This is a genomic window from Kocuria sp. CPCC 205231 (assembly GCF_040980965.1).
GTDB lineage: Bacteria > Actinomycetota > Actinomycetes > Actinomycetales > Micrococcaceae > Kocuria > Kocuria rosea.
Map to the genome: position 1 here is coordinate 120,410 of NZ_JAVKPP010000001.1, position 26,508 is coordinate 146,917.

Annotated in this window: 23 protein-coding genes; 10 read left to right on the forward strand and 13 right to left on the reverse strand. The window is 72.3% G+C overall.

The window, feature by feature from the left end:
* The first annotated feature begins 32 nt into the window (after positions 1-32).
* Both RF640_RS00650 and RF640_RS00655 read left to right on the forward strand, forming a co-directional pair.
* Complete coding sequence (locus RF640_RS00650; protein WP_109221577.1) at positions 33-1,571, forward strand: iron ABC transporter permease; 1,539 nt, start codon at positions 33-35, stop codon at positions 1,569-1,571.
* A complete protein-coding gene (locus RF640_RS00655) occupies positions 1,564-2,625 on the forward strand; it encodes an ABC transporter ATP-binding protein (protein ID WP_017835054.1) in 1,062 nt (353 codons plus the stop codon). The genes RF640_RS00650 and RF640_RS00655 overlap by 8 nt, the downstream gene beginning before the upstream one ends.
* A gap of 105 nt (positions 2,626-2,730) precedes the next feature.
* On the opposite strand, the gene RF640_RS00660 is transcribed toward RF640_RS00655, so the two are convergent.
* The 5 genes from RF640_RS00660 to RF640_RS00680 all read right to left on the reverse strand — a co-directional run bounded on the left by RF640_RS00660 (position 2,731) and on the right by RF640_RS00680 (position 8,880).
* Positions 2,731-3,852 (reverse strand): hypothetical protein, encoded by a 1,122-nt coding sequence (locus tag RF640_RS00660; protein WP_136340908.1) that lies wholly within the window; start codon positions 3,850-3,852, stop codon positions 2,731-2,733.
* Between the two features lie 115 nt (positions 3,853-3,967).
* A complete protein-coding gene (locus tag RF640_RS00665; RefSeq protein ID WP_136340907.1) occupies positions 3,968-4,984 on the reverse strand; it encodes an ABC transporter permease subunit in 1,017 nt (338 codons plus the stop codon).
* Positions 4,981-5,946 carry an ABC transporter ATP-binding protein gene (locus RF640_RS00670; protein WP_136340906.1) on the reverse strand — a complete coding sequence of 322 codons (966 nt, stop codon included), beginning with the start codon at positions 5,944-5,946 and terminating at the stop codon, positions 4,981-4,983. Before RF640_RS00670 ends, RF640_RS00665 begins: the two co-directional genes overlap by 4 nt.
* A 140-nt stretch (positions 5,947-6,086) precedes the next feature.
* Positions 6,087-7,322 carry a glycosyltransferase 87 family protein gene (locus tag RF640_RS00675; protein ID WP_368826165.1) on the reverse strand — a complete coding sequence of 412 codons (1,236 nt, stop codon included), beginning with the start codon at positions 7,320-7,322 and terminating at the stop codon, positions 6,087-6,089.
* Positions 7,323-7,467: 145 nt separating this feature from the next.
* Positions 7,468-8,880: a CCA tRNA nucleotidyltransferase gene (locus RF640_RS00680; RefSeq protein ID WP_043739739.1), complete on the reverse strand. Its 1,413-nt coding sequence runs from the start codon at positions 8,878-8,880 to the stop codon at positions 7,468-7,470.
* 124 nt (positions 8,881-9,004) lie between these two features.
* Between RF640_RS00680 and RF640_RS00685 the strand changes: the two genes are divergently transcribed.
* From RF640_RS00685 to RF640_RS00710, 6 genes are all read left to right on the forward strand, one after another.
* Positions 9,005-9,505 (forward strand): NUDIX domain-containing protein, encoded by a 501-nt coding sequence (locus RF640_RS00685; RefSeq protein WP_017835060.1) that lies wholly within the window; start codon positions 9,005-9,007, stop codon positions 9,503-9,505.
* A gap of 82 nt (positions 9,506-9,587) precedes the next feature.
* Positions 9,588-11,210 (forward strand): murein biosynthesis integral membrane protein MurJ, encoded by a 1,623-nt coding sequence (murJ, locus tag RF640_RS00690; protein WP_136341834.1) that lies wholly within the window; start codon positions 9,588-9,590, stop codon positions 11,208-11,210.
* A 202-nt stretch (positions 11,211-11,412) separates the two neighbouring features.
* Positions 11,413-12,855 carry a hypothetical protein gene (locus RF640_RS00695; protein ID WP_109221580.1) on the forward strand — a complete coding sequence of 481 codons (1,443 nt, stop codon included), beginning with the start codon at positions 11,413-11,415 and terminating at the stop codon, positions 12,853-12,855.
* Between the two features lie 154 nt (positions 12,856-13,009).
* Complete coding sequence (gene trxB / locus RF640_RS00700) at positions 13,010-14,020, forward strand: thioredoxin-disulfide reductase (RefSeq protein WP_229586515.1); 1,011 nt, start codon at positions 13,010-13,012, stop codon at positions 14,018-14,020.
* Positions 14,021-14,155: 135 nt separating this feature from the next.
* Positions 14,156-14,491 (forward strand): thioredoxin, encoded by a 336-nt coding sequence (trxA, locus tag RF640_RS00705; RefSeq protein WP_017835063.1) that lies wholly within the window; start codon positions 14,156-14,158, stop codon positions 14,489-14,491.
* A gap of 114 nt (positions 14,492-14,605) precedes the next feature.
* Complete coding sequence (locus tag RF640_RS00710; RefSeq protein WP_109243529.1) at positions 14,606-15,814, forward strand: peptidoglycan-binding protein; 1,209 nt, start codon at positions 14,606-14,608, stop codon at positions 15,812-15,814.
* A gap of 84 nt (positions 15,815-15,898) precedes the next feature.
* Here the strand turns inward: RF640_RS00710 and RF640_RS00715 are convergent, their stop codons facing one another.
* The 8 genes from RF640_RS00715 to rpmH all read right to left on the reverse strand — a co-directional run bounded on the left by RF640_RS00715 (position 15,899) and on the right by rpmH (position 22,493).
* Positions 15,899-17,155: a ParB/RepB/Spo0J family partition protein gene (locus tag RF640_RS00715; RefSeq protein WP_368826327.1), complete on the reverse strand. Its 1,257-nt coding sequence runs from the start codon at positions 17,153-17,155 to the stop codon at positions 15,899-15,901.
* Between the two features lie 652 nt (positions 17,156-17,807).
* Positions 17,808-18,842, reverse strand: coding sequence for a ParA family protein (locus RF640_RS00720; RefSeq protein WP_269149900.1), 1,035 nt, complete (start codon positions 18,840-18,842; stop codon positions 17,808-17,810).
* A 185-nt stretch (positions 18,843-19,027) separates the two neighbouring features.
* On the reverse strand, positions 19,028-19,699 hold the full coding sequence (gene rsmG, locus RF640_RS00725; protein WP_136341491.1) for a 16S rRNA (guanine(527)-N(7))-methyltransferase RsmG: 672 nt from the start codon (positions 19,697-19,699) through the stop codon (positions 19,028-19,030).
* The gene (locus tag RF640_RS00730; protein ID WP_368826169.1) at positions 19,699-20,334 is read right to left on the reverse strand and encodes a protein jag; all 636 of its coding nucleotides are present in this window, start codon (positions 20,332-20,334) and stop codon (positions 19,699-19,701) included. Before RF640_RS00730 ends, rsmG begins: the two co-directional genes overlap by 1 nt.
* Before the next feature lie 85 nt (positions 20,335-20,419).
* Positions 20,420-21,406 (reverse strand): membrane protein insertase YidC, encoded by a 987-nt coding sequence (yidC, locus tag RF640_RS00735; RefSeq protein WP_095650042.1) that lies wholly within the window; start codon positions 21,404-21,406, stop codon positions 20,420-20,422.
* On the reverse strand, positions 21,403-21,843 hold the full coding sequence (gene yidD, locus RF640_RS00740) for a membrane protein insertion efficiency factor YidD (RefSeq protein ID WP_017835070.1): 441 nt from the start codon (positions 21,841-21,843) through the stop codon (positions 21,403-21,405). Before yidD ends, yidC begins: the two co-directional genes overlap by 4 nt.
* On the reverse strand, positions 21,840-22,253 hold the full coding sequence (rnpA, locus tag RF640_RS00745) for a ribonuclease P protein component (protein ID WP_095650041.1): 414 nt from the start codon (positions 22,251-22,253) through the stop codon (positions 21,840-21,842). Before rnpA ends, yidD begins: the two co-directional genes overlap by 4 nt.
* Before the next feature lie 102 nt (positions 22,254-22,355).
* Positions 22,356-22,493: a 50S ribosomal protein L34 gene (gene rpmH / locus RF640_RS00750; RefSeq protein WP_019181680.1), complete on the reverse strand. Its 138-nt coding sequence runs from the start codon at positions 22,491-22,493 to the stop codon at positions 22,356-22,358.
* A 660-nt stretch (positions 22,494-23,153) separates the two neighbouring features.
* Between rpmH and dnaA the strand changes: the two genes are divergently transcribed.
* Positions 23,154-24,746, forward strand: coding sequence for a chromosomal replication initiator protein DnaA (dnaA, locus tag RF640_RS00755; RefSeq protein ID WP_017835072.1), 1,593 nt, complete (start codon positions 23,154-23,156; stop codon positions 24,744-24,746).
* Positions 24,747-25,375: 629 nt separating this feature from the next.
* Positions 25,376-26,500, forward strand: coding sequence for a DNA polymerase III subunit beta (gene dnaN, locus RF640_RS00760; protein ID WP_035924354.1), 1,125 nt, complete (start codon positions 25,376-25,378; stop codon positions 26,498-26,500).
* Positions 26,501-26,508 lie beyond the last annotated feature (8 nt).

A 26,508-nucleotide genomic window follows, 5' to 3' on the forward strand; every position in this document is an offset into this window, starting at 1 on the left:
CCGTCCTGACCACCGCGGCCGTCCTGGCCGCGGTGGTCGCGCTCGTGCCCCTGTTCTACATCCTGGTGCGGACCGGGCAGGGCGGCGTGGGCGCCTGGTGGGAGCTGGTCACCACGGAGCGCACGGCCCGGCTGGCGGCGACGAGCCTGGCCCTGGCCCTCGTCGTCACGGCGGGCTCCCTCGTGCTGGGGGTGGGCAGCGCCTACCTGGTGACCCGGACGAACGTGCCGTTCCGCCGTGGCTTCGCGGTGCTGGCCGCCCTGCCCCTGGCCGTGCCCAGCTACGTCGCCGCCTACACCTGGGTGTCGGTCGCGGACCTGTGGTCCTCCGCGGCCCGCTTCGAGGGCTTCGGCGCGGCGGTGGTGGTGCTGACGCTCTACACCTACCCGTACGTCTACCTGCCCGTGGCCGCCGCGTTCGCGGGCGCGGACGTGGCCCAGGAGGAGGTGGCCCGCTCCCTGGGCCGGGGGCCGTGGCGCACGCTCACCACCGTGAGCCTCCCCCAGGTCCGCCCGGCCATCGCCGGCGGCGGGCTGCTGGCGATCCTCTACATCCTCTCGGACTTCGGCGCCGTCTCGATCCTGCGCGTGGACACCTTCACCCGGGCCATCTTCACGGCCTTCAGCGCCGGCTTCGACCGGGCCACCGCCCTGAGCCTGTCCACGATCCTCGTCCTGCTGACGGTGCTCGTGCTGACCCTCGAGGGCCGCACCCGGCGGCGGGACGCCCGCTACGAGTCCGCCGGCGCGGGCCGGGCCACGAGCACCCTGGACCTGGGCCGCAGCCGGTGGGCGGCCGCGGCGGTGCTGACCGCCACGGCCCTGCTGGCGCTGGGGGTGCCCGCCGTCTCGATGCTGCGGTGGATGACCGCGGGCACGTCCCGCGCCGACTCCTGGGGGCAGGTCCTCACGGCCGCGGCGGGCTCCCTCACGGTGTCCCTGGCCGGCGCCCTGCTGACCATGGTCCTGGCCCTGCCCATCGGCATCCTCGCCGCCCGGCACCCCGGCCGGCTCAGCGCCCTGACCGAACGGGCCGCCTACCTCGCGCACAGCCTCCCCGGGGTGGTGGTGGGACTGTCCCTGGTCTTCCTCGGCGTGACCGTCCTGATGCCGCTCTACCAGACCACGTGGCTGCTGGCGTTCGCCTACGCCACCCTGTTCCTGCCGCTGGGCGTGGCGGCGGTGACCGGCGCCGCGGCGCAGGCACCGCCGGCGCTCGAGGAGGTGGGCACGTCGCTGGGCCGCTCCCCCGCCCAGGTCTTCCGCTCGGTGACCCTGCCGCTGACCCTGCCCGGCATCGGCGCCGGCGCGGCCCTGGTGTTCCTCACCTGCATGAAGGAGCTGCCCGCCACGCTCATGCTGCGGCCCACGGGGCTGGACACGCTGGCCACCGAGCTGTGGCAGGCCACCAGCTACCAGCGCTACGCCGAGGCCGCCCCCTATGCCTTCCTCCTGGTGCTGCTCGCGACGATCCCCACGTGGGCCCTCGTCCGCCGCAGCGGCGTGGTCACGACCACCCGGACCCGGACACCGGCCCGCATCCTGGACGAGGAGCTGATCATCCATGACTGACGTCGCGATCAACCGGGTCGGGAAGTCCTTCGGCCCCGTCCGGGCGCTGCAGGGCGTGGACCTGAGCATGCGCTCGGGCGAGTTCGTGGCCGTGCTGGGCCCCTCGGGCTGCGGCAAGACCACGCTGTTGCGCTGCGTGGCGGGCTTCGAGCAGATCGACGAGGGGCGGATCGCGCTGGGCGGCCGCCTCGTGGCGCTGCCGGGCGTCCACGTGCCCCCGCACCGGCGGCACGTCGCGGTGGTCCCGCAGGAGGGGGCGCTGTTCCCGCACCTGGACGTGGCCGGCAACGTGGCCTACGGGCTGCGCCGCGGCCGCAAGGACCGGGCCGCCCGGGTGGAGCAGTGCCTCCAGCTGGTGGGCCTCGGCGGGTACGGTGCCCGGATGCCCCACGAGCTCTCGGGCGGACAGCGCCAGCGCGTGGCCGTGGCTCGGGCGCTGGCCCCTCGGCCGCCCCTCGTGCTGCTCGACGAGCCCTTCAGCGCCCTCGACGCCTCCCTGCGCTCGGAGCTGCGCCGGGACGTCCGCCGGGCGCTGCGGGAGGACGGCGCCACGGCGATCCTCGTGACCCACGACCAGGGGGAGGCCCTGTCCATGGCGGACCGGGTGGCCGTGATGAACGGCGGCCGGATCCGCCAGGTCGGCACCCCGGCGGAGATCTACCGGCAGCCGGCGGACGCGTGGGTGGCGGGCTTCGTGGGCGAGGCCGTCCTCGTCCCGCTGGACGGCGCCACGGCCGGCACCCGGCGCGACTCCCCCCTCGGGCCGCTGGTCCTGCGCCAGGACGACCGCCCCTGGACCGGGCCGATGGCCGCGGTGGTCCGGCCCGAGCAGGTGCTCCTGGCGCACAAGCGGACCCCGCAGGCCGGGCGCGGCGAGCCGGCCGTGGTGACCCGCGTGGACTACCACGGCCACGACACGCTCGTGGCCTTCCGGCTCTCGGACGGGACCGAGGCCATGTCCCGGATGGTCGACGGCCCGCTCGTGGACTACCGTCCCGGTGACCGGGTGTTCGCCCTGGTCGACGGCGAGGTCACGGCCGTCCCGGCGAGCTGAGCCGGTCCCCCGGACGCAGACGCTCAGAGACGCCGGGACACCCCCGAGGGGCAGTACCCCGGGGCGCCGAGCCGCCAGGGCCACCACAGCCACGGGAGCACCGGTCTAGTCCAGGCCCACCTCGATGTCGGCGCTCTGGCCCGTGGAGCGCACGGCGGCGCGGACGGGGAACTCGATCCGCTCCGTGACGGTCTCCCCGTCCTCCTCGTAGCTCAGCCGCGCCTCCGCGGGCCGGTGCGCGTCCGCCGTCCAGCGCAGCGGGTCCGCCGGGTCCGGGACCAGGACCAGGGCGGGCCGGGAGACCAGCCGCCACCGGACGCCGGTGATCTCCGGGTCCGGCGTCCCGGTCGCCGCCGCGGACGGCTCGAGCGGCTCCTGCGGGGCCGCCCAGCGCCGGGACGAGGGGCAGTCCTCGGGGGACAGCTCGTCGGAGTCGGTGCAGCTCTCCAGCCATTCCTCGATCCGGTCGTCGACCTCCTGCCACATCCTCGGGGAGGGCTCGATCCGCAGCGCCACCGAGGCCGGTGCCGGATCCCGGAACGCCACGGTGTGCGGCTCCAGGGGCGGGTCCGCCGTGTAGTAGGAGTTCCCGGGCAGCCCGATCGCGTAGTCCCCGGGCAGGGCCTCGAAGCGCCAAGTGCCGCCGGGGCCCTCGGGGTCGGGCACCCGGTCGTCCGGGTCCGGGCGGACGGTCTCCCCGTTGACGGAGAGCTCGTCGAGGGGGGCGGGCAGGTGGATCGAGAAGGGGGCCGCGTCCGGGGAGTCGAGTTGCCACTGGTCGTTGAAGGGACCGCTGCGCCGCACCTGGTGCACCCCGTAGACGTGGACCTCCTCCCGGTCCCGGGCGCCGTCGGGTCCGTCCCACCACACGCGCGCCCGGATCTCGGCGCGGCTCCCGCGGCGGTCCACGCCCAGGATCTCGTAGCCGCCGATCCGCCCCGCGGCGTTGCGGTACACGCGGTTCGAGAAGATGTTCAGGGTGGGGTCCGCCACGACGGCCTCGGTGCGGGACAGCAGCTGCCGCGAGCGCCCGTTCTCGAGCCCGCCGAGCCACGTGGCCACCGGGTCCTGCGGCTCCCGGTCCACGAAGACCCAGTTGACCACGGAGCTGAACACGGTCACGAGGACCACCACGACCGTCAGCCAGTGCAGCAGGGTCCGCCGCAGGCCCCGGGCGTCGACCGCGGAGAGGGCCTCGCCGGCCTCCCGCTCCCGTGACACCGACACCGCAGCTCCCGTTCCCCAGGGGTCCGTCCGGCACTCGGCCCGGACGGTGCGGGCCGCGTCCCGGCCCACCAGCTCACATCGTAGGGCCGGCGTCGCCGCCGGGACGGAAGAACCGCTAGAGCGCGCGCCTCCGGGTGGCCAGGATCCCGGCCGCGACGAGCACCAGGCCCCAGGCGCCGTAGACGAGGCCGGACTCCACGTGGGTGAGCACCGGGTCGGCGGACTGGTACATCGTGGTCAGCTGGGTGCCGGCCGCCCCCGGGGAGTACGGCTTGACGTCCTCGAGCCACTCGAAGGACAGCGCGAACAGCACGATCTCCAGGACCATCACCAGCACCACGAGCACCACGATCCCCCACGTCGTGGACTTCAGCAGGGCCCCGAGCCCGAAGCCCAGCCACGCGGTGACCATGTAGAAGACGCCCACCGCCAGGACGTTGAGCAGGACGGGCTCCTGCCACACGTCGTAGCCGAGGTCCCCGCCCGCCAGGACCGGCTGGACGACGAGGTGGCACAGGAGCCCGCTGAGCACCCCGAAGAGGAACGCGACCACGGAGAGCACCACGGTCTTGGCGAGCATCACCGGGGTGCGCCGCGGCACCGCCGTCATGGTGGTGCGGATGGCGCCGGTGGCGTACTCGGAGCCGATGAACAGCACGGCCAGCGCTCCCAGGAGCAGCATGACGAGCTGCAGGCCGCTGTTGGCGCTCGTCATGGCCAGGTACTCGCTGAAGCCCATCCCGTCCGGCAGGGCAATGTCGGACTGCGCGGCGATCTGCCGGTCCGACTCGGCGGCGAACGCGTCCTGCTGCTGCTGGACCTCCTCCTCGGTGAGCCCGAGCTCCTCCGGGGACCGTCCGTCCAGCGACTCGTCGACCTGCTCCTGCGCGGTCTGCTCGTTGAAGCTCTGCAACGACGTGGTGCTCCAGGCGCCCAGCGCCGCGAAGCCCAGGGACAGCAGCAGGGCGACGCCGAGCAGGATCCAGTGCGAGCGCAGGGAGCGGAACTTGATCCACTCCGAGCGCAGGACCCGGCCGAAGCCCAGCCGCACCCGGGACGCGGGGTCGGACGGCCCGGTGCGCTCCGGGGTACCGGTCTGCGGGCGGGGGGCGGTCGAGGTGCTGGTGCTCATGCTCGGTCTCCGGTTCGTGCGGCGGCGCCCGCCCAGGGCGCCGGGTCGGTCGGTGCGGGAGCGCCGCCGGAGCGGTACTCGACCTCGTTCTGGGTCATGGCCATGTACACGTCCTCGAGGGTCTCCGTGAGGGGGGTGAGCTCGTGGACCAGCACCCCGTGGGAGAGGGCGGCCTCGGCGATGCGCCGCGGCTCCGGCCCCGTGACCAGGAGCCCGTCGTCGTCGAACTCCGTGATGCCGGCGTCCGTGCCCTGCAGGGCGCGGCGCATCGCCTCCCGGTCGGTGGCGCGCAGCCGGGTGCGCGTGCGGCCCCCGGCGAGGATCTGCTGGATCGGCGCGTCCGCGAGGATCCGGCCCCGGCCGATCACCACGAGGTGGTCGGCGGTCTGCGCCATCTCGGACATGAGGTGGGAGGACAGGAAGACCGTGCGGCCCTCCGAGGCGAGGAACTTGGCGAGGTGGCGCACCCACACCACGCCCTCGGGGTCCAGTCCGTTGACGGGCTCGTCGAGGATCACGGTGTGCGGGTCGCCGATCAGCGCCGCGGCGATCCCGAGGCGCTGGCCCATGCCGAGGGAGAAGCCTCCCACCCGCTTGTCGGCCGCGGCCCCGAGCCCCGTGAGGTCCACGACCTCCTGGACGCGGGACTTGGCGATGCCGTGGGTCGCGGCGAGCGCCGAGAGGTGCGCGCGCGCGGTGCGCCGGGGGTGGACCGCCTTCGCGTCCAGCAGCACCCCGACCTCCGCGAGCGGCGCCCGGTGCTGGGCGTACGGCCTGCCGTTGACGCGGGTGTGGCCCCGGGTCGCGGACTCCAGCCCGACGACGAGGCGCATCGTGGTCGACTTGCCGGCCCCGTTGGGCCCCAGGAACCCGGTCACCTTGCCGGGGCGGACGGTGAAGCTGACGTCGTCCACCGCCGTCTTGCCGCCGTAGGTCTTCGTCAGGTTCTCGATCTCGATCACCGGCGCTCCTTCCGAGCACTCGTCGGTTCTTCTCCGCCACCAACCTACGGGAGAGCCGGCGCGGGACGGCACCGCCGTCAGGATGAACCCGTGCGGGCGTGGCGGCCGCCGGCCTCCCCCTCCCGGCGGAGCCGGGACGCTCAGCCGGCCTCGGAGAGCCCGATCCGCCGCGCCTGACCGCCCCGCAGGACGTCGACCGCGACCGCGACCACCAGGAGGACGAGGAGCAGCACGCGCACCGCCGCGAGCAGGTCCTGCGCGTCCCAGCCGATCAGGCCGAGCCCGGGCAGCACCGGCCAGGTCGGCTCGGGCAGGACCAGGGTGGTCCACCACAGGACCTCGACGAGCTGCCAGGCGGCGAACTCGAGCCAGTTGCGCCGGCTGAGCACCACGAGGGGCGCCAGCCAGAGCACGTGGACGAGGGAGTAGGCGGGACCGGAGAGCACGAGCACGGCCAGCAGGAGGAACGCGATCTGGACGACGCTGGGCTCCTGCCGGGTGAGCAGGGTCAGCACGAGCACCGCCACGAGGCCCAGCACGAGGGCCAGGAGCACCCACTGCCCCGCCCCCGCCGGGTCCGGGGCCGCACCCGTGCGCGCCTGCTCCACCCGGGCCCAGACGCCCCAGGAGGAGGAGCCCTCCACGGGCCCGTCCCAGGGCAGGCGGAGCTGCCGGACCCACCGGTCCGGGGCGGAGAGCAGGAACGGCCCGTTGACCAGCGCCCAGGTGAGCAGCGTCCCGGCCAGGACCACCGCGAAGTCCCGGAACTGCCGGTACCGCACGGCCAGGAGCAGCACGGCCAGGAGGACCACCAGGGGGAACAGCGCCACGGACGCCGCGAGACCCAGCAGGATCCCCGCCGGCACGGGGCTGCCCCGGACGTGGAAGAGCAGCGCCAGCATCATCAGCAGCACGGCCCACAGGTCCCACGTGCCGAAGCCCACCAGGACCACCACCGGTGCGAGCGCCAGCACGAACGCGTCCGCGCCGCGCCTGCCGGAGAGCGCGGAGACCGCGGCCACCGTGCCGATCCACACCAGGGCCAGCAGCAGCACGGAGAGGTCGGCGAACACGCCCCGGTCCACGTCCGTCCCGAACAGCGCGGAGAGGCGGGCCGCGAACCAGCCGACCACCGTGGTGATCATCCCGACCAGGGCGGGCTGGTCCCCCGCGGGCCCGCCCGTGAAGAACCCGCCCGCCCCGGACGCCTCGCCGGGCGCGATCTCGGTGGCGCACAGCGCGGGCAGGCTCTCCGCGGCGCCCCAGCCGGGCACCCGGCAGGGCAGCCGCAGCAGCCAGGCCGTCATGACCGCGTAGAGGCTCAGGCCGACGAGCAGCGCCCGGTGGCCGCCCCGGGACCCGCCCAGGGGGCTCACGGCCCCTCCCGCCGTCCGCGCAGCACGCCCGCCCCGATCCCGGCCCGAAGGACCGCAGTGAGGTCGGAAGATATGTCTTCACCGATATATGCACTCCGGGGGCAGCAGAGGACGTTCCCGGCGGCGCCGGCGCCGGACCGGGGGCTCACAGGGTGTCCGCGGCCCAGGCCCGCAGCCGCCGCTCGGCCTCCTCCGGCCCCAGCTCCCCCTCGTCCAGGCGCAGGTCCAGCAGGAACTTGTAGGCCCGGCCCACCGCCGGCCCCGGCGGGATGCCGAGCACCGCCATGATCCGCTCGCCGTCCAGCTCCGGCCGCACGGCGTCGAGCTCCTCGCGCGCGGAGAGCTCCTCGATCCGCGCCTCGAGGTCGTCGTAGGCGGCGGCGAGCCGTGCCACCTTCCGCCGGTTCCGGGAGGTCACGTCCGCCCGCGTGAGCCGGTGCAGCCGCTCCAGGCACTCCCCGGCGTCCCGGACGTAGCGGCGCACGGCGGAGTCGGTCCACTCGGCGTCCCCGTAGCCGTAGAAGCGCATGTGCAGCTCGACCAGCCGGCCCACCGTCCTGATCGTGTCGTTGTCGAAGCGCAGGGCCCGCATCCGCTTGGCCGTGAGCTTCGCGCCCACCACCTCGTGGTGGCGGAAGCTCACGGCACCGGACTCCTCGAAGCGCCGGGTCGCGGGCTTGCCGACGTCGTGCATGAGCGCGGCGAAGCGCAGCGCGAAGTCGGGCCCGGGCACGGGGCCGTCCGGACCGGACTCCAGTGCCGCGGCCTGCTCCATGACGGTCAGGGAGTGCTGGTAGACGTCCTTGTGCCGGTGGTGCTCGTCCGTCTCGAGCTGGAGCGCGGGCACCTCGGGCAGCACGACCTCGGCGAGCCCCGTGCTCACCAGGAGGTCGATGCCGCGGCGGGGCCGGCGCCCGCAGACCAGCTTGACGAGCTCCTCCCGCACGCGCTCGGCCGAGACGATCGCGATGCGCTCCGCCATGCCGGTCATGGCCGCGCGCACCTCGGGCGCCACCTCGACGTCGAGCTGGGACGCGAAGCGGGCGGCGCGCATCATGCGCAGGGGGTCGTCCGAGAAGGAGTCCTCCGGGGCGCCCGGGGTGCGCAGCGCCCGGGCGTGCAGGTCCTTGATCCCGCCGTGCGGGTCCACGAGCTCCAGGCCGGGCAGCCGCAGCGCCATGGCGTTGATGGTGAAGTCGCGGCGGAACAGGTCGTCCTCGAGGGAGTCGCCGAAGGCCACCTGCGGCTTGCGGGAGTCCGCGTCGTAGGCCTCGGCCCGGTAGGTGGTCACCTCCAGCTGGACGTCGCCGCGGCGCATCCCGATGGTCCCGAAGGCGCGGCCGATCTCCCACACCGCGTCCGCCCACCCCGTGACCACGGCGAGCGTCTCCTCGGGCGTCGCGTCGGTGGTGAAGTCCAGGTCCAGGGAGGGCCGGCCGAGGAAGAGGTCCCGCACGGGCCCGCCCACGAGGGAGAGCTCGTGGCCGGCGGCGGAGAACCGCCGCCCCAGGTCGAGGGCGGCGGGGTGGATCGCGTGGGCGTCGGGGAGCTGCGTCATGGTGCCGCCCATTGTTCCAGACCCCGGGGCGCGGACCCGGCCGCCGCGGCCCCGCCGGAACCGACCGCCGGAGCCCCTCCCCCGCTCCGGCGGGAGCCCGGGCGATTGTGGCAAGGTAGGAGACATGGCTTTCCCCGTACCCAGCGCACCGAAGAAGCGGCCGACCGCGCCGGCCGCTGCGCTGCCCACGGTCGAGGAAGTCTCCGCCGGCGGGATCGTCGTCGACCTCGGCGCGCCCTCCCACCCGGTGGCCATCATCGCCCGGATCAACCGCGGCGGGCGCCTCGAGTGGTGCCTGCCCAAGGGCCACCCCGAGGGCGAGGAGTCCAACGAGGAAGCCGCGATCCGCGAGATCGAGGAGGAGACCGGCATCGCCGGTGAGGTGCTGAGCCCGCTGGGCAGCATCGACTACTGGTTCACGGTCTCCGGGCACCGCGTGCACAAGACGGTGCACCACTTCCTGCTGCGCGCCACGGGCGGTCACCTCACCACGGACAACGACCCCGACCACGAGGCCGTGGACGTCGCCTGGGTGAACATCGACGACCTCGGCCGGAAGCTGTCCTTCCCCAACGAACGGCGCATCGCCGACATCGCCCGTGAATACATCATCCACCAGCTCTGAGACCGCGGAGCCCTCCGGGCCGGCCGGGAAGGGCACCCCGGCGGCCCCGGCCCGCCGCTCGGGCGCGGCCTCCAGCGCCATCATGGCCTCGGGCACGCTCGTCTCCCGCGCGCTGGGGTTCGTCAAGACGGTCCTCATCACGGTGGCGATCGGCTCCATCACGACCGTCTCCGACGTCTTCGAGCTCGCGAACACGCTGCCGAACCTGATCTACGTCCTCGTGGCGGGCGGCATCTTCAACGCCGTCCTGGTGCCGCAGATCATCAAGGCCTCCAGGACCGCCGACGACGGCGGGGCCGACTACATCGCCCGCCTGCTCACCCTCGCCGTGCTCGCCCTGCTGGGGGTCACGGCGGTCGTGGTGCTGCTGGCGGGACCCATCATCCGGACCATGGGCACCGACTGGACCGAGGAGCAGCTCTCGCTCGGGCTGACGTTCGCGCTGTTCACGTTCCCGCAGATCTTCTTCTACGGCCTCTACACCGTGGTGGGGCAGGTCCTGAACGCCCGCGGCGCCTTCGGCTGGTACATGTGGGCGCCGGTGGTCAACAACGTGGTGGCCATCGCAGCGCTGCTCGTGTTCGTCCAGCAGTTCGGGGCGTACGCCGAGACGGTGCACACCCTCGAGAACTGGTCCCCGGCCAAGACCTTCTGGCTGGCGGCCATGGCCACGGTGGGCGTCGCGGCCCAGGCCCTCGTGCTGTTCTGGCCGCTGCGCCGGCTCGGGCTGGGACTGCGCCCGAAGTTCGGCTGGCGCGGCATCGGCCTCTCCACCGCGGCGCGGCTCGCGGGCTGGACCCTCGCCACCGGGGTCCTCGCCAACCTGGCGTTCCTGACCCTGACCAAGGTCGCGGCGATCCCCACCGGCTACCGCCCGGAGTACCTCGCGATGGACCCGCCGCAGCAGATCGCGGGCGTGGCGGCCCTCAACCAGGCCTCGATGCTGTACTCCCTCCCGCACGGGGTGATCGGGCTGTCCATCGCCACGGTGCTGTTCAACCGGATGGCCGCCGCCTCGACGGACGGGGACCGGGCCGGGATGGTCGCGTCCCTGTCCTCGAGCCTGCGCATCACCGGGGTGGCGACGGTCTTCGCCACCGTCGCCCTCGTGGTCTTCGCCGGCCCCCTCGGCATGCTCTTCAGCGGCGGCGTCCCCTCCGCGGGGGCCGTGGTCGGCCAGGTGATCACGGTGATCGCGATCGGCGCGCCCTTCATGTCGGTGTCCTTCATGCTCGGCCGGGCGTTCTACGCGCAGGAGGACGCCCGCACCCCGTTCCTCGTGCAGGTCGGCGTCGCCCTCTTCACCGTGGTCTCGGCGCTGCTGATCTGGTCGTTCGTCCCGCCGGACCTCATCGTCTTCGCGGTCGCCGCGTGCTACGCGGCCCAGAACGTCCTGAGCGCGCTGATCTACCACGTGGTCCTGGTCCGCCGGATCGGGGACTACGACGTGGCCCGGATCGTGGACTCCCACGCCCGGATCCTCGTGGCGTCCCTGCTCGCCGGCGCGGTGGGTGCCGTGGCCCTGGTCCTGCTCGGCGGATACGACCCCGCCGGCTTCCCCTGGACCAACCAGCTGACGGCGATCGCGACCGTCGCCGCGGGCGGGACCGTCATGGGGATCGCCTACCTGGGCGCCCTCAAGCTCTGCCGCGTCCGGGAGCTCGACAGCCTCGTGTGCCCGCTCCTCGCGCGCCTCGGCCGCTGACCGCCCCGACCGGGCGGACCGGGCGCCCGGACCGAGCGCTCGGACCGGCCGTGTGACGAGGCTCTCGGCCGCGGGAGGCCGGGACCGGTAAAGTGCTGAGTGGTCGGTGACGTGGGTCAGGAACACCCCTTCTGCCCCGCCGGCCACCCCCGCCCGCGAATTCCGGCCCCCGCCGCGGATTCCCGACCCCCAGGGAGCCAACGTGCCCGCACCGATGAAGCTCGGTTCCGTCCTCGGCGGCCGCTACAAGGTCGTCACCGACGTGCTGGCCACCGCCGAGGGCGACCGCGTGCTCGAGGGACAGGACCAGATCCTCGGCCGCCGCGTGTCGATCCTGCTGCCCGCGGAGCGGCACACGTCCCTGCTCGTGGAGAACGCCCGCTCCATGGCCAACGGCAGCATCGGCGCCCCCTTCCAGATCCTGGACCTGGGCCAGGCGGAGGCGCACACCTACCTCGTGACCTCGCACACCCCGGCCGCGGACATGCTGGACTCCCTGCTCGTGGAGCCGGACGACGTCGAGGACGAGTCCCTCAGCGACGACATCTTCGGCGCCCCGCGCGGCAGCGGCCCCGGGTCCTACGTGTACGACGAGCCGGACCCCACCAGCCCGACCCCCGTGGTCGCGACCGAGGCCTCCGACGACCTCGGCGGCGCGGCCCCCCAGCCCAAGGTCACCCGGTGGCGGGACGACGACTCGTACGACGACGCCGCGCCCGCCCCCTCGGTGCGCACCCGTCTCGGCCGGCCGGTGCGGGTCAGCGCCACCTCGACCCGCTCGACCCTCTTCGACCGCGCGGCGGCGAGCGGCACGGCGGCCTCGGCCGTCCGCACGGCCGGGACGGACATCGACCCGGGCTACGACGGCGACAACCGCTACGACAGCTACGACGACTACGACGACGGGCACCCGGACACGCCCCACGGGCCGGAGGAGGCGGCCGCGGCCGCGCCGCCGCGCCGGGAGGCGACCGCGGACCGGCCGCAGAAGGGCGGCCGGGGCCTGCTGCTGCTCCTGCTCCTGCTCCTGGCCCTGCTGATCGGTGCCGTGGTGTTCAGCTTCGACCGGCTGGGCGGACTCTTCGCCGGCTCGGAGAGCCCTGAGCCCGCCGTGAGCGCGCCGGCCGAGGAGCAGGCCGGGGCGGAGCAGGTGCAGCCCAGCCCCGAGCCGGAGGCCCCGGCCGCCGAGCCGGAGCCCCGCGCCGTCACCCGGGTGGTGCCCACCGACCCGGGCTTCATGGCCGACCAGGACGCGCAGCTGGGCCAGATCGTCGACGGCAACCCGTCCACCTACTGGATCAGCTACGGGTTCTCCGACCCGAACTTCGGCAACCGGACGCCGAGCGTCGGCCTCGCCGTGCAGCTCGAGGAGCCCGCGCCCGTGGAGACGCTCAGGCTCAGCCAGTCGGCCGGCTCGGGCGGGATGTTCGACGTGTACGTCAACGACACCCCGAGCCTGGACGGCGCCGACCAGGTGGCCTCCGGCTCCTTCACGGGCCCGGAGATCACGGTTCCGCTCGCCGCGGCCGCCCAGGACGAGGACCAGCAGTACGTGATCGTGAACTGGACGCAGCTGCCGCAGCTGACGAACCCCATCGCCGGGTTCAACCACGGCCTGCGGATCGGCGAGATCCAGCTCGACTGAGGGCCCCGCTCCCCCCGCCGGACCCGCCGGGGCGGGTCCGGCACCGGAATATCCGCCGCGCGCGCCCCGTTGTGCCAGTGGTCCCTGCGGTCGGCGTGCCCGGCCGCTCCCTGTACGGAAGGTCTGCAGAACAGTGAGCCCCGACTTCGGTCCCGTGATCAACGCCCTCAACCTCGTCCCCTCGACCGGCGAGCCGAAGGCCGGCGCGGACGACGAGACCGTCCACGAGGTGATCATCGTGGGATCCGGCCCCGCCGGGTACACCGCGGCCGTCTATGCGGCGCGCGCCAACCTCCACCCCATCGTCTTCGCCGGGTCCGTGACCGCGGGCGGTGAGCTGATGAACACGACCGAGGTGGAGAACTACCCCGGGTTCATCGACGGGATCCAGGGCCCGGAGCTGATGTCCAACATGCAGCAGCAGGCGGAGCGCTTCGGCGCCGACATCCGCTACGAGGACGTCGTCGCCCTCGAGCTCGAGGGCGAGGTGAAGACCGTGACCCTCGAGGACGGCTCCGTGCACCGCGCCCACGCCGTGATCCTCGCGACCGGCTCCGCGTACCGGGAGCTCGGCCTGCCGGACGAGAAGCGGCTCTCCGGCCACGGGGTGAGCTGGTGCGCCACCTGCGACGGCTTCTTCTTCAAGGAGCAGCACATCGCGGTGGTCGGCGGCGGCGACTCCGCCCTCGAGGAGGCCACGTTCCTCTCCCGCTTCGCCTCCAAGGTCACGATCATCCACCGCCGGGACAGCTTCCGCGCCTCCGAGATCATGCAGCAGCGCGCCTTCGACGACCCCAAGATCGAGGTCCTGTGGAACGCCGAGGTCGTGGGCATCAACGGCGAGGACAAGGTCCGCTCCGTCACCGTCCGTGACACGGAGTCCCACCAGACCTCGGAGCTGCCCGTGACGGGGCTGTTCGTCGCCATCGGCTCCGATCCCCGCACCGCCCTGGTCAAGGACCAGCTCGAGCTCACCGTGGACGGCACCATCGCCGTGGACGGCCGCAGCTCCACCACGAGCCTCGCCGGGGTCTTCGCGGCGGGCGACGTCGTGGACGCCACCTACCGCCAGGCCATCACGGCGGCGGGCTCCGGATGCGTCGCCGCCGTCGACACCGAGCACTACCTCGCCGCCCTGCACGACCGCTCGGTCCTGCACAGCTGAGCCGTCCCGGTCCGGGCGCCGCCGGCGCCCGGACCGGCATGGGCCATAATCGAACCAGATCCGCCTTCCGCACCACGTCACCCAGAGCGGTCCGGGCACGCCGACCGCGCGCCCGGCACCCGGACAAGGAGAAACATGAGCGCCGCCAAGAACGTCACCGACGCCGACTTCCGCACCGAGGTCCTCGAATCGGACAAGCCCGTCATCGTGGACTTCTGGGCCGAGTGGTGCGGCCCCTGCCGCATGGTCGGCCCGGTCCTCGACGCGATCGCCGCCGAGCACGCCGACGCCGTCGAGGTCGTGAAGCTGAACGTGGACGAGAACCCCGCCGTGGCGTCCCAGTACGGCATCACGTCCATCCCCGCCATCTACCTCTTCTCCGGCGGCGAGGTGGTCAAGAAGGCCATCGGTGCGAAGCCGAAGAGCGCCCTCGAGAAGGAGTTCGCCGACTACCTCGTTCCCGGGAACTGAGCGGACCCCCGACATCCGCGACACCCCGGGCTCGTCCGCCCCTCCCCCGTCGGGGAGGGGCGGACGAGCCGCTGTCCTGGCGCCACGCCGACCCCTCCGACCCGTGGGACACCCGTGAACAACGACGACACCGAACCGATGCTGCGCCGGACCATGACGAGCCGGCGGGTGGTCAGCCTGCGGGAGCGGCTGCTCCGGGCCGGCGTCACCGTGGCCTACCTCGCCCCGCAGGACGTCAACAACCCCTCCTACTTCGACGACCACGTCGACGCCGCCGTGCGCGCCTTCCAGCAGGAGCGCGGGCTCATCGTGGACGGCCTGGTGGGCCCGGAGACGGACCGGTGCCTCAACGAGGCGCAGTACGCCCTCGGTGACCGCCCGCTCTACGCCGACGACGGCCATCCGCTCCGGGGCGACGACGTCAGCATGCTGCAACACAACCTCTCGCGGTTGGGTTTCTACTACGGACACTTGAACGGGGTGTTCGGCAGCAGCACGCACCACGCGGTCATGGAGCTCCAGCAGAGTCTGGGTCTCGGGGCCACCGGAGTGGTGGACCGCGAGACCATCGCCGCGCTCGCCCGGATCAACAAGAACATCACGTCCTCCAAGGCCTTCTCGCTGCGCGAGTACCACCGCCTGGAACGGGCCACCTCGGCCCTGCGCGGCCGCTCCGTGGTGCTGGTCCCGTCCGGGGCAGCGGGGCAGCAGCCGCCGGCCTCGGCGGCGCCGGACTTCCGCGACCGCGCCGACGAGGTGACCCGGGACGTCGCCGTCCGCGCCTCCGAGCTGCTGCACGAGATCGGCGCCGACCCCTCGGTGGTCTCGCCCGGGCGGAAGCTCCACGACCGCCGCGGCGTGCCCGTGCGGACCGCAGACTCCACCCGGGAGGCCGTCGCCGGGAGCCGGACGGACTCCGTGGTGGTCACCCTGCACTGCGACTGGAACGCCTCCCCCGCCGCCGGCGGTGTCGCCTCCTACTACTGGGGCGAGCAGGACCGCTCCGAGATCTACTCTCCCATCGGCGAACGGGCCGCGGTGCTCGTGCTCAAGGAGATGGTCGCCCGGACCGGGGCGCTCGACCTCGGCACCCACGCCCGGCAGTGGGACCTGTTGCGCTCCCAGGACGCGCCGACCATCTGGCTCGACCTCGGCTACCTGTCCAGCCCTGCCGACCGGGCCGCCCTCGCCGATCCCGAGCACCGGAACCACCTGGCCGAGGCCGTCGTCTTCGGTCTGCAGCGCATGTTCCTGCTCGCGGAGGACGACGTGCCCACGGGCACCATGAGCGTCGACGACGTCGCCGAGTACAACGGACGCTGAAACGCCCCGCCGGGCGGACCCGGCGCACGGAAGAGCCCCGGTGTTTCACGTGAAACACCGGGGCTCTTCCGTGCGATCGGTGGTCTAGGTGCGGTCCATCCCGGGGTCCAGCACCTCGATGATGCGGTTCAGGTCCTCCACCGAGGCGAACTCGATGGTCATCTTGCCCTTGCGGGCGCCCAGGGCGATCCGCACGCTCGTGTCCAGGCGGTCGGAGAACGCCTCCGCGATGTAGTCGAGCCGCTCCTTGTTGCGCCCGGCCGGGGCGGCCGCCCGCTGCGGCTTGCGCTCCCCCGTCTCCGTCAGCTGCACGGCCTCCTCCGTGGCCCGGACCGAGAGCCCCTCCGCCACGATCCGCTGCGCGAGTCGTTCCATCTGCGCGGGGTCGGCCAGGGACAGCAGGGCGCGGGCGTGCCCCGAGGACAGGACGCCGGCGGCCACACGGCGCTGGACGAGCGGCGGCAGGCGGAGCAGACGGATCGTGTTGCTGATCTGGGGGCGGGATCGGCCGATGCGCCGGGACAGCTCCTCCTGCGTGGCGCCGAACTCTTCCAGCAGCTGCTGGTAGGCCGCGGCCTCCTCGAGCGGGTTCAGCTGGCTGCGGTGCAGGTTCTCGAGCAGGGCGTCCCGGAGCAGGTCGTCGTCCGCCGTCTCGCGGACGATCGCCGGGATGGTCGGCAGCCCGGCGCGCTGGGTGGCGCGCCACCGTCGCTCGCCCATGACCAGTTCGTACGACTGCTCCCCGTCCTCGCGGGTGGGTCGCACCACGATGGGCTGCAGCACACCGAGCTCGCCGATCGAGTACGCGAGCTCTGCGAGCTCCTCCTCGTCGAACACCTGACGGGGCTGCTTGCGGTTGGGGTGGATGGCCGCGACCGGGATCTCGGCGAACGTAGCACCGGGCACCGCCGCCAGCTCCTCGACCGCCGCGTCCGTTTCACGTGAAACATCGCCCGCGGACGTATCGGAAGCGGGACGGTCCGTCACGGCGGTCGCCTCGGTCGCCTCTCCCGCGCCGGAATCATCTGTCGCCTCCGGCGCATCGCCCGCGGCGGCGGGCCCGGCCGGAGAGACATCGAGTCGCTGCTGCTCCGGCTCCGCCGCGGTCCGGCTGCGCCCCCCGGACGGGGCCTCGACGTCCTCCGCGGACGGGCGAGTCTCCTTCGGATTCGATGTTTCACGTGAAACGCCGGCCCGGTTCCCCGGACCGGGTTCCGCCGTCGTCGACGACGTCTCCCCGGGGTCAGCCGCCGGCGCGGCGTCAGGGGCACCGGCCGATGGCAGGAAGAACATGTCCGAGGGTCGGCTGACAAGTGTGGTGTTGCGCAGGGCCTCGCCCATGTCCATCCGCGCTTTCATGGCCTTCTGCCGAGCGGCAGGGCTGACGGTCCTGCTCCGTCCCCCGGCAGCCGACCGCTTCGCCGGCTCGGCGGACCCGGGCTGCTCGGGGACGTCATCTGCGTCTGCGGTCCCGCCAGCGGGACGCGCGGCGGCCTTCGACGTGCTCGGGGTCCTAGTGGCTGGCTCTCCGCCGGCTGAGGGCCGGTGCGTCGGGGTCCCGGTTGCTGCGTCTGGCTGGTCGGTCGAATTCTCAGCACGTGCGGGTGCGGCTTCAGCGGACGTCGTTTCACGTGAAACATCCGTGCGGGCCGCGTCCTTCCGGGACGTGTCCTCCGCGCTCGTCGACGGCACCGGAGCCGGGCCGACGTCCGCGCCCTGTTCCTCCTTCACCGGGGCCTCGGCAGCGGGTGCACTCGGAATGAGCGCCCCCAGACCTCGGCCCAGTCCACGTCGTCGTTCGCTCACGATGTTCCTCTCCCTCGCCCGGCAATCCGGACAATTCTAGCCGAGCCACGCGTTCCGACGTGCCGTTTCACGTGGAACGGTGGGTCCCTTGCGCCCGGCGCGGGGCGGGAACAGCAGGACGCCCGCCTCCAAACGGAGACGGGCGTCGGGCGGGGGAGTGGCCGGGAAATGGCCAGGGGCCGCTCCGTCAGCGCTGGGCGCGCTGGGCGATCTCGGCCGCCGCCTCCAGGTAGGACAGCGCCCCCGTGGAACTGGGGTCGTAGCTGATGACGCTCTGCTGGTAGCTCGGCGCCTCCGAGATGCGCACCGAGCGGGGGATCATGGTCTCCAGGACCTCGGCGGGGAAGTGGTTGCGCACCTCTTCGGCCACCTGCGACGCGAGGTTGGTGCGACCGTCGTACATGGTGAGCAGGATCGTCGACACCGACAGCTCGGGGTTCAGGTGCTTCTGGATCATCTCGATGTTCTTGAGCAGCTGGCTGAGCCCCTCGAGCGCGTAGTACTCGCACTGGATGGGGATCAGGACCTCGGTGGCCGCGACGAACGCGTTGAGGGTCAGCAGCCCGAGACTCGGCGGGCAGTCGATGAAGACGTAGTCGAGCCGCTCCAGACCGTCGGCCTCGCGCTGCTTCGCGTACGCCTCGAGCGCCCGGCGGAGCCGGTGCTCGCGCGCCACCATGGACACGAGCTCGATCTCCGCGCCGGCCAGATCGATGGTGGCCGGGACAACCCAGAGGTTGTCCGCCTCGGCGGACGGCTTCACCGCGTCGGCGATGGGCATCTCGTCGATGAGCACGTCGTAGGTGCTGTCGACCTCCGAGTGGTGCTCCACGCCGAGGGCCGTCGACGCGTTGCCCTGGGGATCGTTGTCGATGACGAGGACGTTCTGCCCCTGTCGGGCGAGGGCCACCGCGATGTTCACCGACGTGCTCGTCTTGCCCACGCCGCCCTTCTGGTTGCTGATCGTGAAGATCCGCGTTGCGGCGGGCTTCTCCAGCTGGACCTTTTTCAGCCTGGCGCGTCGCCTGGTCTCCTCCACGAGCTTCCTCCCCAGCGGCGTGTCCTCCGCCATCGTTGTGGTCATCTTGGGCAGCTGTCCGTCCGTTTCACGTGAAACACGAGTACCCCGATCAGGAACAACCTTGATCGATTGATCAAGCGGATCGGGGGGAAACTCGGCGTCGAAGCCTCGCGGACTTCCCGCGCCGTCGTCGATCGGCATCTGACTGCGCACCTTCCCGGTTCGTCTCGAACTCGTTCCGTCGGAGCACGCCTCCCGCGGGGGAGGGGTGCCTGGGACCGCGCCGCAGGTCAGGTTGCCGTCGACCCGTGGCCGAGCTCGGCGCACCGCCCGTGGCACACTCCTCCCAGCCTACCGCCGACACCGCGCGGAGCAGGCGGCGGTGCTCAGAGCCGGACCCGCACCACCGTGGTGGGCTCCTCGAGCAGGTCCGCCCCGGCCGGGACGATCTCGGTGGACCGGGCGCCGAGCCGGTCCAGCTTCTTCTGCGCCTTGCGCACCTCGTCCGCCGCGGAACGGCCCTTGAGGGCGAGCAGCTCTCCGGTGCCGCGCAGCAGCGGCAGGGTGATGTCCACGAGACCCACCAGGGCCGAGACCGCGCGGGCGGTGACCACGTCCACCTCTCCGACCTCGTCCCGGGCCTGCTCCGCCCGGGCCCGAAGCACACGCACGTTCGTGAGCCCGAGGTCGGCCACGACCTCGTCCAGCCACTGCACGCGCCGCTCCAGCGGCTCGATGAGCGTGATCTGCAGGTCGGGCCGGGCCAGGGCGAGGCACAGCCCGGGCAGACCTGCGCCCGATCCGACGTCGGCCACGCGGGCGCCGGTCGCGATGAGCTCCTCGACCACGGCGCAGTTGAGCACGTGCCGGCTCCACAGCCGGGGCACCTCCCGCGGGCCGATGAGCCCCCGGACGATGCCGGATGACGCCAGGTGCGCCACGTAGCGCTCCGCCAGCGGCAGCCGCTCGCCGAACAGCCGCTCGGCGGCGCGCCGCTCCTGCTCGTCCGGGACCGGCGGGTCCTGCGGAGCGGGGGAGGGGCGCGGCTCCTCGGCCATCAGCCCTGCGGAACGGACACGACGATGTGCCGTGCCGCCCCTTCGCCCTCGGACTCGCTGACGAGACCCTGCTCGGCGACCACGTCGTGCACGATCTTGCGCTCGTAGGCGGACAGGGGATCGAGGTGCACGCGCTCCCCGGTCTCCTGGGCCTCGCGCACGGCGGCCAGCGCCAGCTCCTGGAGCTCACCGGCCCGGCGGAGTCGGTAGCCCCCGATGTCGAGCACCAGGCGGGAGCGCCGGTCGGTGGCGGCCAGCACGGAGAGGCGCAGGAGCTCCTGGAGGGCCTCCAGGACCTCACCGTCCTCGCCGACCAGCGCCGACAGGCCTTCGACGTCGTCCCCGTCGGCGACGACCGACAGGTAGGTGCGACCGTCGCGGACCTCGATGTCGATGTCCCCGTCGAGGTCCGCCGTGTCCAGCAGCTCCTCGAGGTAGTCGGCCGCGATCTCGCCCTCCTCCTCGAGCGGATCGACGGCGTCGGTCTCTGCGGCGGCGGTCTCCGCGGCCGGGGTTTCCGCGGCCGGGGTCTTCGCGGCGGGGGCTCCCGCCCCGGCGCCGCGGTCGGCGTCGTCGCGCGGCGCGGGGGGCTGCACGTCGTCGGCGTCCTGGGTGGTCTGCCGGATGTCGGTCATGTCGTCTCCTGGGGCCGTGGAAGCACGGGGCCGGGCGCGCCGGCCCCGTGCGGGGAGGGGGTCGAGCCGGGTCGGCCGGCCGCGGTCATCGCGCCTGTTTCCGCTTCGCCTGCTGCCTCTGGCGCTTCTTGCCGACCGGCTGCTGACGCTGCCCGGCGGCGGCGCGGGCACGCTGCTCCTCGATGTCGGCCTCGTGCTCCTCCACGGTCTTGCCGAGCGGGGGGAGCCCCTTGGCGGCGCGGCGCTCGTTGAGCTCCTGCTCGGCCTGCGAGCCCGGGGTCGGGTTGTTGCGGATGACCCACCACTGCTGGCCCATGGACCAGACGTTGGAGACGGTCCAGTAGATGAGGACGCCGATGGGGAAGTTGATGCCGCCGATCGCGAAGACCAGGGGGAACAGGTACAGCATCATCTGCTGCTGGCGGTACATGGGGGAGGCCTTCGCGGCCTCGCTCATGTTCTTGGCCGTCAGCTGCTTCTGGGTGAAGAACTGCGAGGCGGACATCGCGACGATCATCACGATCGCCAGGAGGATCGTGGCCACGTGGTTGCCGTCGCCGGGGTTGAGCAGCGTGGAGAACAGCGGGGCGCCGAAGAACGTGGCCTCGTTGAAGGACTGCACGGTGGCTGCGTTCAGGACGTGCACGCCCTCGCCGGCGGCCGCGGAACCGGGCACGCCGTTGAGGACCTGGAACAGCCCGAAGAAGATGGGCATCTGCACCAGGATGGGCAGGCAGGCGGAGAACGGGTTGGAGCCGTGGCTCTTGTACAGCTCCATCTGCTCCTGGGCCATGGCCTGCCGGGACAGCTGGTCCTTCTTGCCCTTGTACTTGGCCTGGAGCTTGGCCATCTCCGGCTGCAGCTCCTGCATGCCGCGCATGGACTTGATCTGCTTGAGGAACAGCGGGATGGTCAGCGTGCGCATGACCAGGGTCAGGCCCACGATGCACAGCACCCAGGTGATGCCCGCGGCGGGGTCCATCCCGATGGCCGTCAGCATCTCGTGGAACACCCACAGCACGGCGGAGACGACCCACCTGAAGGGGAAGAGGATCATTTCGAACAGGTTCATGGGGAAGGCTCTCCTTGGGCCGCGGGACCGGTGGCCCCGGCGGGGTGGTGCTGGTGGCGCTCAGCAAGGGTGGGATGGTTCAGCAGGACGATCCGGGGAAGGGACGCGAAGTCGGGGAAGACCCGGCCCCCGTCCGGGACCCTGTCGATCCCACCCGCCGCCCAGGGGTGGCAGCGGAGGAGCCTGCGGACGCTGAGGCCCAGGCCGCGCACGACGCCGTGCACCGTGACGGACTCGAGGGCGTAGGCCGAGCAGGAGGGGAAGTACCGGCAGACGTCCCCGTACAGGGGGGAGACGATGGTCCGGTAGAGCTTGAGACCCGCGATGAGCGCGTTCTGGGGCAGGAACCACAGGACCTGCCACGCGGACGCCGGGCGGACGAACTCGTGGGGAGCCGCCGCGAGGAGGTCCTCGGGCGCGTGAGCGTGCTCGCTCATGACTCCGGCTCCTCCCGTGCGGGTCGTCGGTCTGCTGCGGTGGTCGTCGTCCCGGCGGTCCCGGGAGCCCCGGCCCGCGCGGACGCCGTCCGCCACGCCTTCGCGTAGTCGGCGGCCAGCTCCGTCCAGTCCGCGCGGGAGGCGGGCGGCAGCGCGCGCACCACGACGTCGTAACCGTACGGGGCCTGCCTGACCGTGGTCTGGGCGAGCTCCCGGAGGCGTCGCTTCACCTTGTTGCGGCGCACGGCGTTGCCCACGGCCTTCGAGACGACGAAGCCGAACCGGGCCGGGTGCTCTTCGCCGGTGGGACGCACATAGACGACGACGTTCCGGCGCCCGTTGCGGGCGCCGGAACGCGTGGTGGCCGAGAACTGGGCCGAGGTCCGGATCCGGTGCTGTTCAGGCAGCACGGTCCCGCTCCTGCACGGTCGGCGGCTCGGGCGGCTCCGGCACGACGAGGAGCGCCCGTCGCGGGGCGGTCCTCGGAAGCGCCGGCGCCGACACGGACCGGCTCAGGCGGAGAGCTCGGTGCGGCCCTTGCTGCGGCGGGCGGCGAGGATGGCGCGGCCGGCGCGGGTGCGCATCCGGGCACGGAAGCCGTGCTTCTTGGCGCGACGGCGGTTATTCGGCTGAAAAGTCCGCTTGCTCACTGGTTACTCCAAAGGCGTCAGGGTGTGCGCCCGTCCTCGGGCTCACCGCACCGGGTTCGGCGCGGCGGAGAGGGACGGTCACAGCGGTGCTGGTGGATGCGTCCGAGCATGCGGATGGGCATGACAGTGGACACAAAAGACTACTTCACCCTAGACAACGGGCAGGGGGCGGTCAAATCAGCGACGGGTGGCCGCGGGCCCCGGTGCCGCCGGCGCGGGAGCGGGGCGGCCGGGGCGGAACCGGGTCGAACGGTGGTCGAGTGCTGGACCGGGCACCGGGAGACCCGGCGCCGCTGTGCAGTTCACATCCTACCCACAGCTGTGCACGGATCTTCATCACATCCTGTGGAAAACCGGCCCGGCCGGAGCCGCGGAACCACGCGGATCGGGCGTCGAACTACACGTCTGTAGTTCCTGGAGCCCCCGGAAAACGGCTATGAACAGGTTCGGCGCATGTTCTAGGCTGGCACTCGCGGCTGGCCCCCGACAGCTTTTCCACCGTTGTGAACAACGCTGTGGACAAGATCCCCGGCGAGGGGCCGGGACGACCCGTCCACCGCCTCGTCATCCCGACGACAGCTCGATGACATCTCGACGACAGCAGGAGTACGCGTGGGCACGCAGGACAATCAGGCGCTCAGCGCGCAATGGGCCGAATGCGTGCAGTACATGTACGAGGACCCCATGACCACGGGGCGCTACCGGGGGTTCATCTCCCTGGCCCAGCCCCAGGGCCTCATCGGCACCACGCTGCTCGTCGCGGTCCCGAACGAGCTCACCCGCGAGTTCTTCCAGAACCAGATGGCGTCCGTGCTCCGGTCCTCCGTGGGCCGGGCCTTCAGCCCCGAGACGCTCGTGGCGTTCGTGGTGGACGCCGACCTCGAGACCGCTCCCGCACCGGAGGCGGGCGCCTCGACGCCCACCGCGGCCCTGCCCCCGATCAGCGAGCTCGAGGCGGAGCGCAACCGCACCGACCTGCCCGCACGGGTCGACCACGCCGACACCGCCGACGCGGTGGAGGTCGACCGGCGGACGGCCGGCCTCGACCGGCAGCCCGCCGGGCTCATGGCGCCGCCCCCGGAGCCGGCACACCGCTCCGAGATGGGCGGGGCCGACCGGACCCTGCCGCCGCCGCGGGACCCGCAGGCCGCCCCGCCCCGCCGCCCCGTCCAGGACACCGGCACCGCTCCCGCCGTGGTGGGGGAGTGGGACAGCTCCGCGCGGCTGAACCCCAAGTACGTCTTCGACTCCTTCGTGATCGGCCAGTCCAACCGGTTCGCCCACGCCGCGGCCTTCGCGGTGGCCGAGACCCCGGCCAAGGCCTACAACCCCCTGTTCATCTACGGGGAGTCCGGGCTGGGCAAGACGCACCTGCTGCACGCGATCGGCCACTACGCCAAGCGTCTCTACCCCCAGGTGCGGGTGCGCTACGTGAACTCGGAGGAGTTCACCAACGACTTCATCAACTCCATCCGCGACGACGAGGGCTCCTCCTTCAAGGAGATCTACCGCAACGTGGACATGCTGCTGATCGACGACATCCAGTTCCTGGCGGGCAAGGAGCACACGCAGGAGGAGTTCTTCCACACCTTCAACGCGCTGCACAACCACGAGAAGCAGATCGTGATCACCTCCGACATGCCGCCCAAGCAGCTCACCGGCTTCGCCGAGCGGATGCGGTCCCGCTTCGAGTGGGGCCTGATCACCGACGTGCAGCCGCCGGAGCTGGAGACGCGCATCGCGATCCTGCGCAAGAAGGCCACGAGCGAGGGCATGGACGCCCCCGACGACGTGCTGGAGTACATCGCCTCCCACATCTCCACCAACATCCGCGAGCTCGAGGGCGCCCTGATCCGGGTCACCGCGTTCGCCTCCCTGAACAAGCAGTCGGTGGACCTGCCCCTGGCCGAGCTGGTGCTCAAGGACCTCATCACCGACGACGGCGCGCAGGAGATCACCGCGGCCTCGATCCTGGCCCAGACCGCGGTGTACTTCGACATCAGCCTCGAGGAGCTCAAGAGCAAGTCCCGCACGCGCACCCTGGTCACCGCCCGGCAGATCGCGATGTACCTGCTGCGCGAGCTCACCGACATGTCCCTGCCGAAGATCGGCCAGGAGCTCGGCGGCCGCGACCACACCACGGTGATGCACGCGGACCGCAAGATCCGCACGCTGATGGCCGAGCGCCGGCAGATCTTCAACCAGGTCACGGAGCTCACCAACCGGATCAAGCAGCAGCAGCGCGAGGGCTGAGCCCGGCCCCACCCCTCCTCGAAGGCCCCGGCGGTGCTCCGCCGGGGCCTTTTCGTGTAGTTCGTCCACAGGCTCCGCCCGCGGGATCCCGGGCCCGGAGGGGCCCTCCTGCACAGGATGTCGGCGCTTGTGGAGCGCCTGTGCACAGGACAGAACCCACACCTGTGGATAAAATTGTGGAATTCTCCGTCCGACCGGTGGAGAACCTCGGTACAACTCGGCGGAGGGCTGTGGAACCCGCGGAACCACGCGGATCTCGTCCACCGGCAGCATGCGTTCCGGTGGACCCCGAACCACAGGAACTCAACAGGCCGCCACCGCCCGGGTGCTGGCCGAGGGGCAGTTATCCACAGATTCCACAGCGGTTATTAACACTCCCATCCTTAAAAAGACATCTGGCCAAACAACAAGAATCCTGGAGCGCCGACCCCGTCCGGGCCCTCACGGCCCCGGATCACCCGGACGCCGCCACGGAGCGGCCGAATGGCCGTCCCGTGAAACGGACCGATACGATGCAGAGGGCGAAGACCCTGTTCGCACCGCTGCACCCCGCGGCGCGGCCCGCACCGGACCCTGTCCGGGACCGTGGCTCCGCCGTCCTTGCTCAGACTGAAAGGCAGCAACCTCTCGTGAAGTTCTCCGTCGAACGCGATGTTCTCGCCGAGGCCGTCACCTGGACCGCTCGGTCCCTCTCTCCTCGGCCCCCGGTCCCCGTGCTGTCCGGTCTGCTCATCCGTGCGGAGGGCGGTCAGCTGTCCATCGCGAGCTTCGACTACGAGATCTCCGCGCGGCTGTCGATCAGCGCCGACGTCCAGGAGGAGGGCACCACCCTCGTCTCCGGCCGTCTGCTCGCGGACATCTGCCGCTCCCTGCCCTCCGCCCCGGTCGAGGTGCACGCCGACGAGGGGAAGGTCACCCTGACCTGCCGCTCCTCGCGCTTCAACCTCGCGGCCATGCCGGTCGGCGACTACCCGGAGCTGCCCGCGCTGCCGGACGTCTCCGGCGTGGTGGCCGGCGACGAGTTCGCCCACGCCGTGGCGCAGGTGAACATCGCCGCGAGCAAGGACGACACCCTGCCCATCCTCACCGGCGTCCGCGTGGAGATCGAGGGCGAGAAGATGACGCTGCTCGCCACGGACCGCTACCGGCTCGCGATGCGCGAGCTCACCTGGCGGCCCAGCACCCAGGACATCTCCACGGCCGCGCTGATCAAGGCGCGCACCCTCAACGACATCGCCAAGACCCTCGGCCCGGCCGGTGACATCAACATCGCCCTGTCCGACTCCGCAGAGCTCGTCGGCTTCGAGTCCGGCGGCCGCCGCACCACGAGCCTGCTCATCGACGGCGAGTACCCCAAGATCCGGTCGCTGTTCCCGGAGCACACGCCGATCACCGCGGCGGTGCGGACCACCGAACTCGTCGAGGCCGTCCGGCGCGTCTCGCTCGTGGCCGAGCGCAACACCCCCGTGCGCCTGGCCTTCACCCAGGGGCAGGTGGCCCTGGACGCCGGGACCGGCGAGGACGCCCAGGCCTCCGAGGTCCTCGACGCGCACCTCACCGGCGACGACATCACGGTGGCCTTCAACCCGACGTACCTCTCCGAGGGCCTGCACGCCTTCGCCTCCGACTACGTCCGGTTCTCCTTCACCGCCCCGCCCAAGCCGGCCGTGCTCTCCGCCCAGGCCGAGCCCGAGGGCGAGGACAAGGACGACTACAAGTACCTGCTGATGCCGGTGCGGCTCCCCAGCCAGTGACCGGCCGG

Coding starts and splice junctions, on each gene's coding strand:
- RF640_RS00655 (WP_017835054.1), top strand. CDS start 1,564: ATGACTGACGTCGCGATCAACCGGGTCGGGAAGTCCTTCGGCCCCGTC.
- RF640_RS00665 (WP_136340907.1), bottom strand. CDS start 4,984: ATGAGCACCAGCACCTCGACCGCCCCCCGCCCGCAGACCGGTACCCCG.
- RF640_RS00680 (WP_043739739.1), bottom strand. CDS start 8,880: ATGACGCAGCTCCCCGACGCCCACGCGATCCACCCCGCCGCCCTCGAC.
- RF640_RS00685 (WP_017835060.1), top strand. CDS start 9,005: ATGGCTTTCCCCGTACCCAGCGCACCGAAGAAGCGGCCGACCGCGCCG.
- murJ (WP_136341834.1), top strand. CDS start 9,588: ATGGCCTCGGGCACGCTCGTCTCCCGCGCGCTGGGGTTCGTCAAGACG.
- trxA (WP_017835063.1), top strand. CDS start 14,156: ATGAGCGCCGCCAAGAACGTCACCGACGCCGACTTCCGCACCGAGGTC.
- RF640_RS00715 (WP_368826327.1), bottom strand. CDS start 17,155: ATGGGCGAGGCCCTGCGCAACACCACACTTGTCAGCCGACCCTCGGAC.
- RF640_RS00720 (WP_269149900.1), bottom strand. CDS start 18,842: ATGCCGATCGACGACGGCGCGGGAAGTCCGCGAGGCTTCGACGCCGAG.
- rsmG (WP_136341491.1), bottom strand. CDS start 19,699: ATGGCCGAGGAGCCGCGCCCCTCCCCCGCTCCGCAGGACCCGCCGGTC.
- RF640_RS00730 (WP_368826169.1), bottom strand. CDS start 20,334: ATGACCGACATCCGGCAGACCACCCAGGACGCCGACGACGTGCAGCCC.
- yidC (WP_095650042.1), bottom strand. CDS start 21,406: ATGAACCTGTTCGAAATGATCCTCTTCCCCTTCAGGTGGGTCGTCTCC.
- yidD (WP_017835070.1), bottom strand. CDS start 21,843: ATGAGCGAGCACGCTCACGCGCCCGAGGACCTCCTCGCGGCGGCTCCC.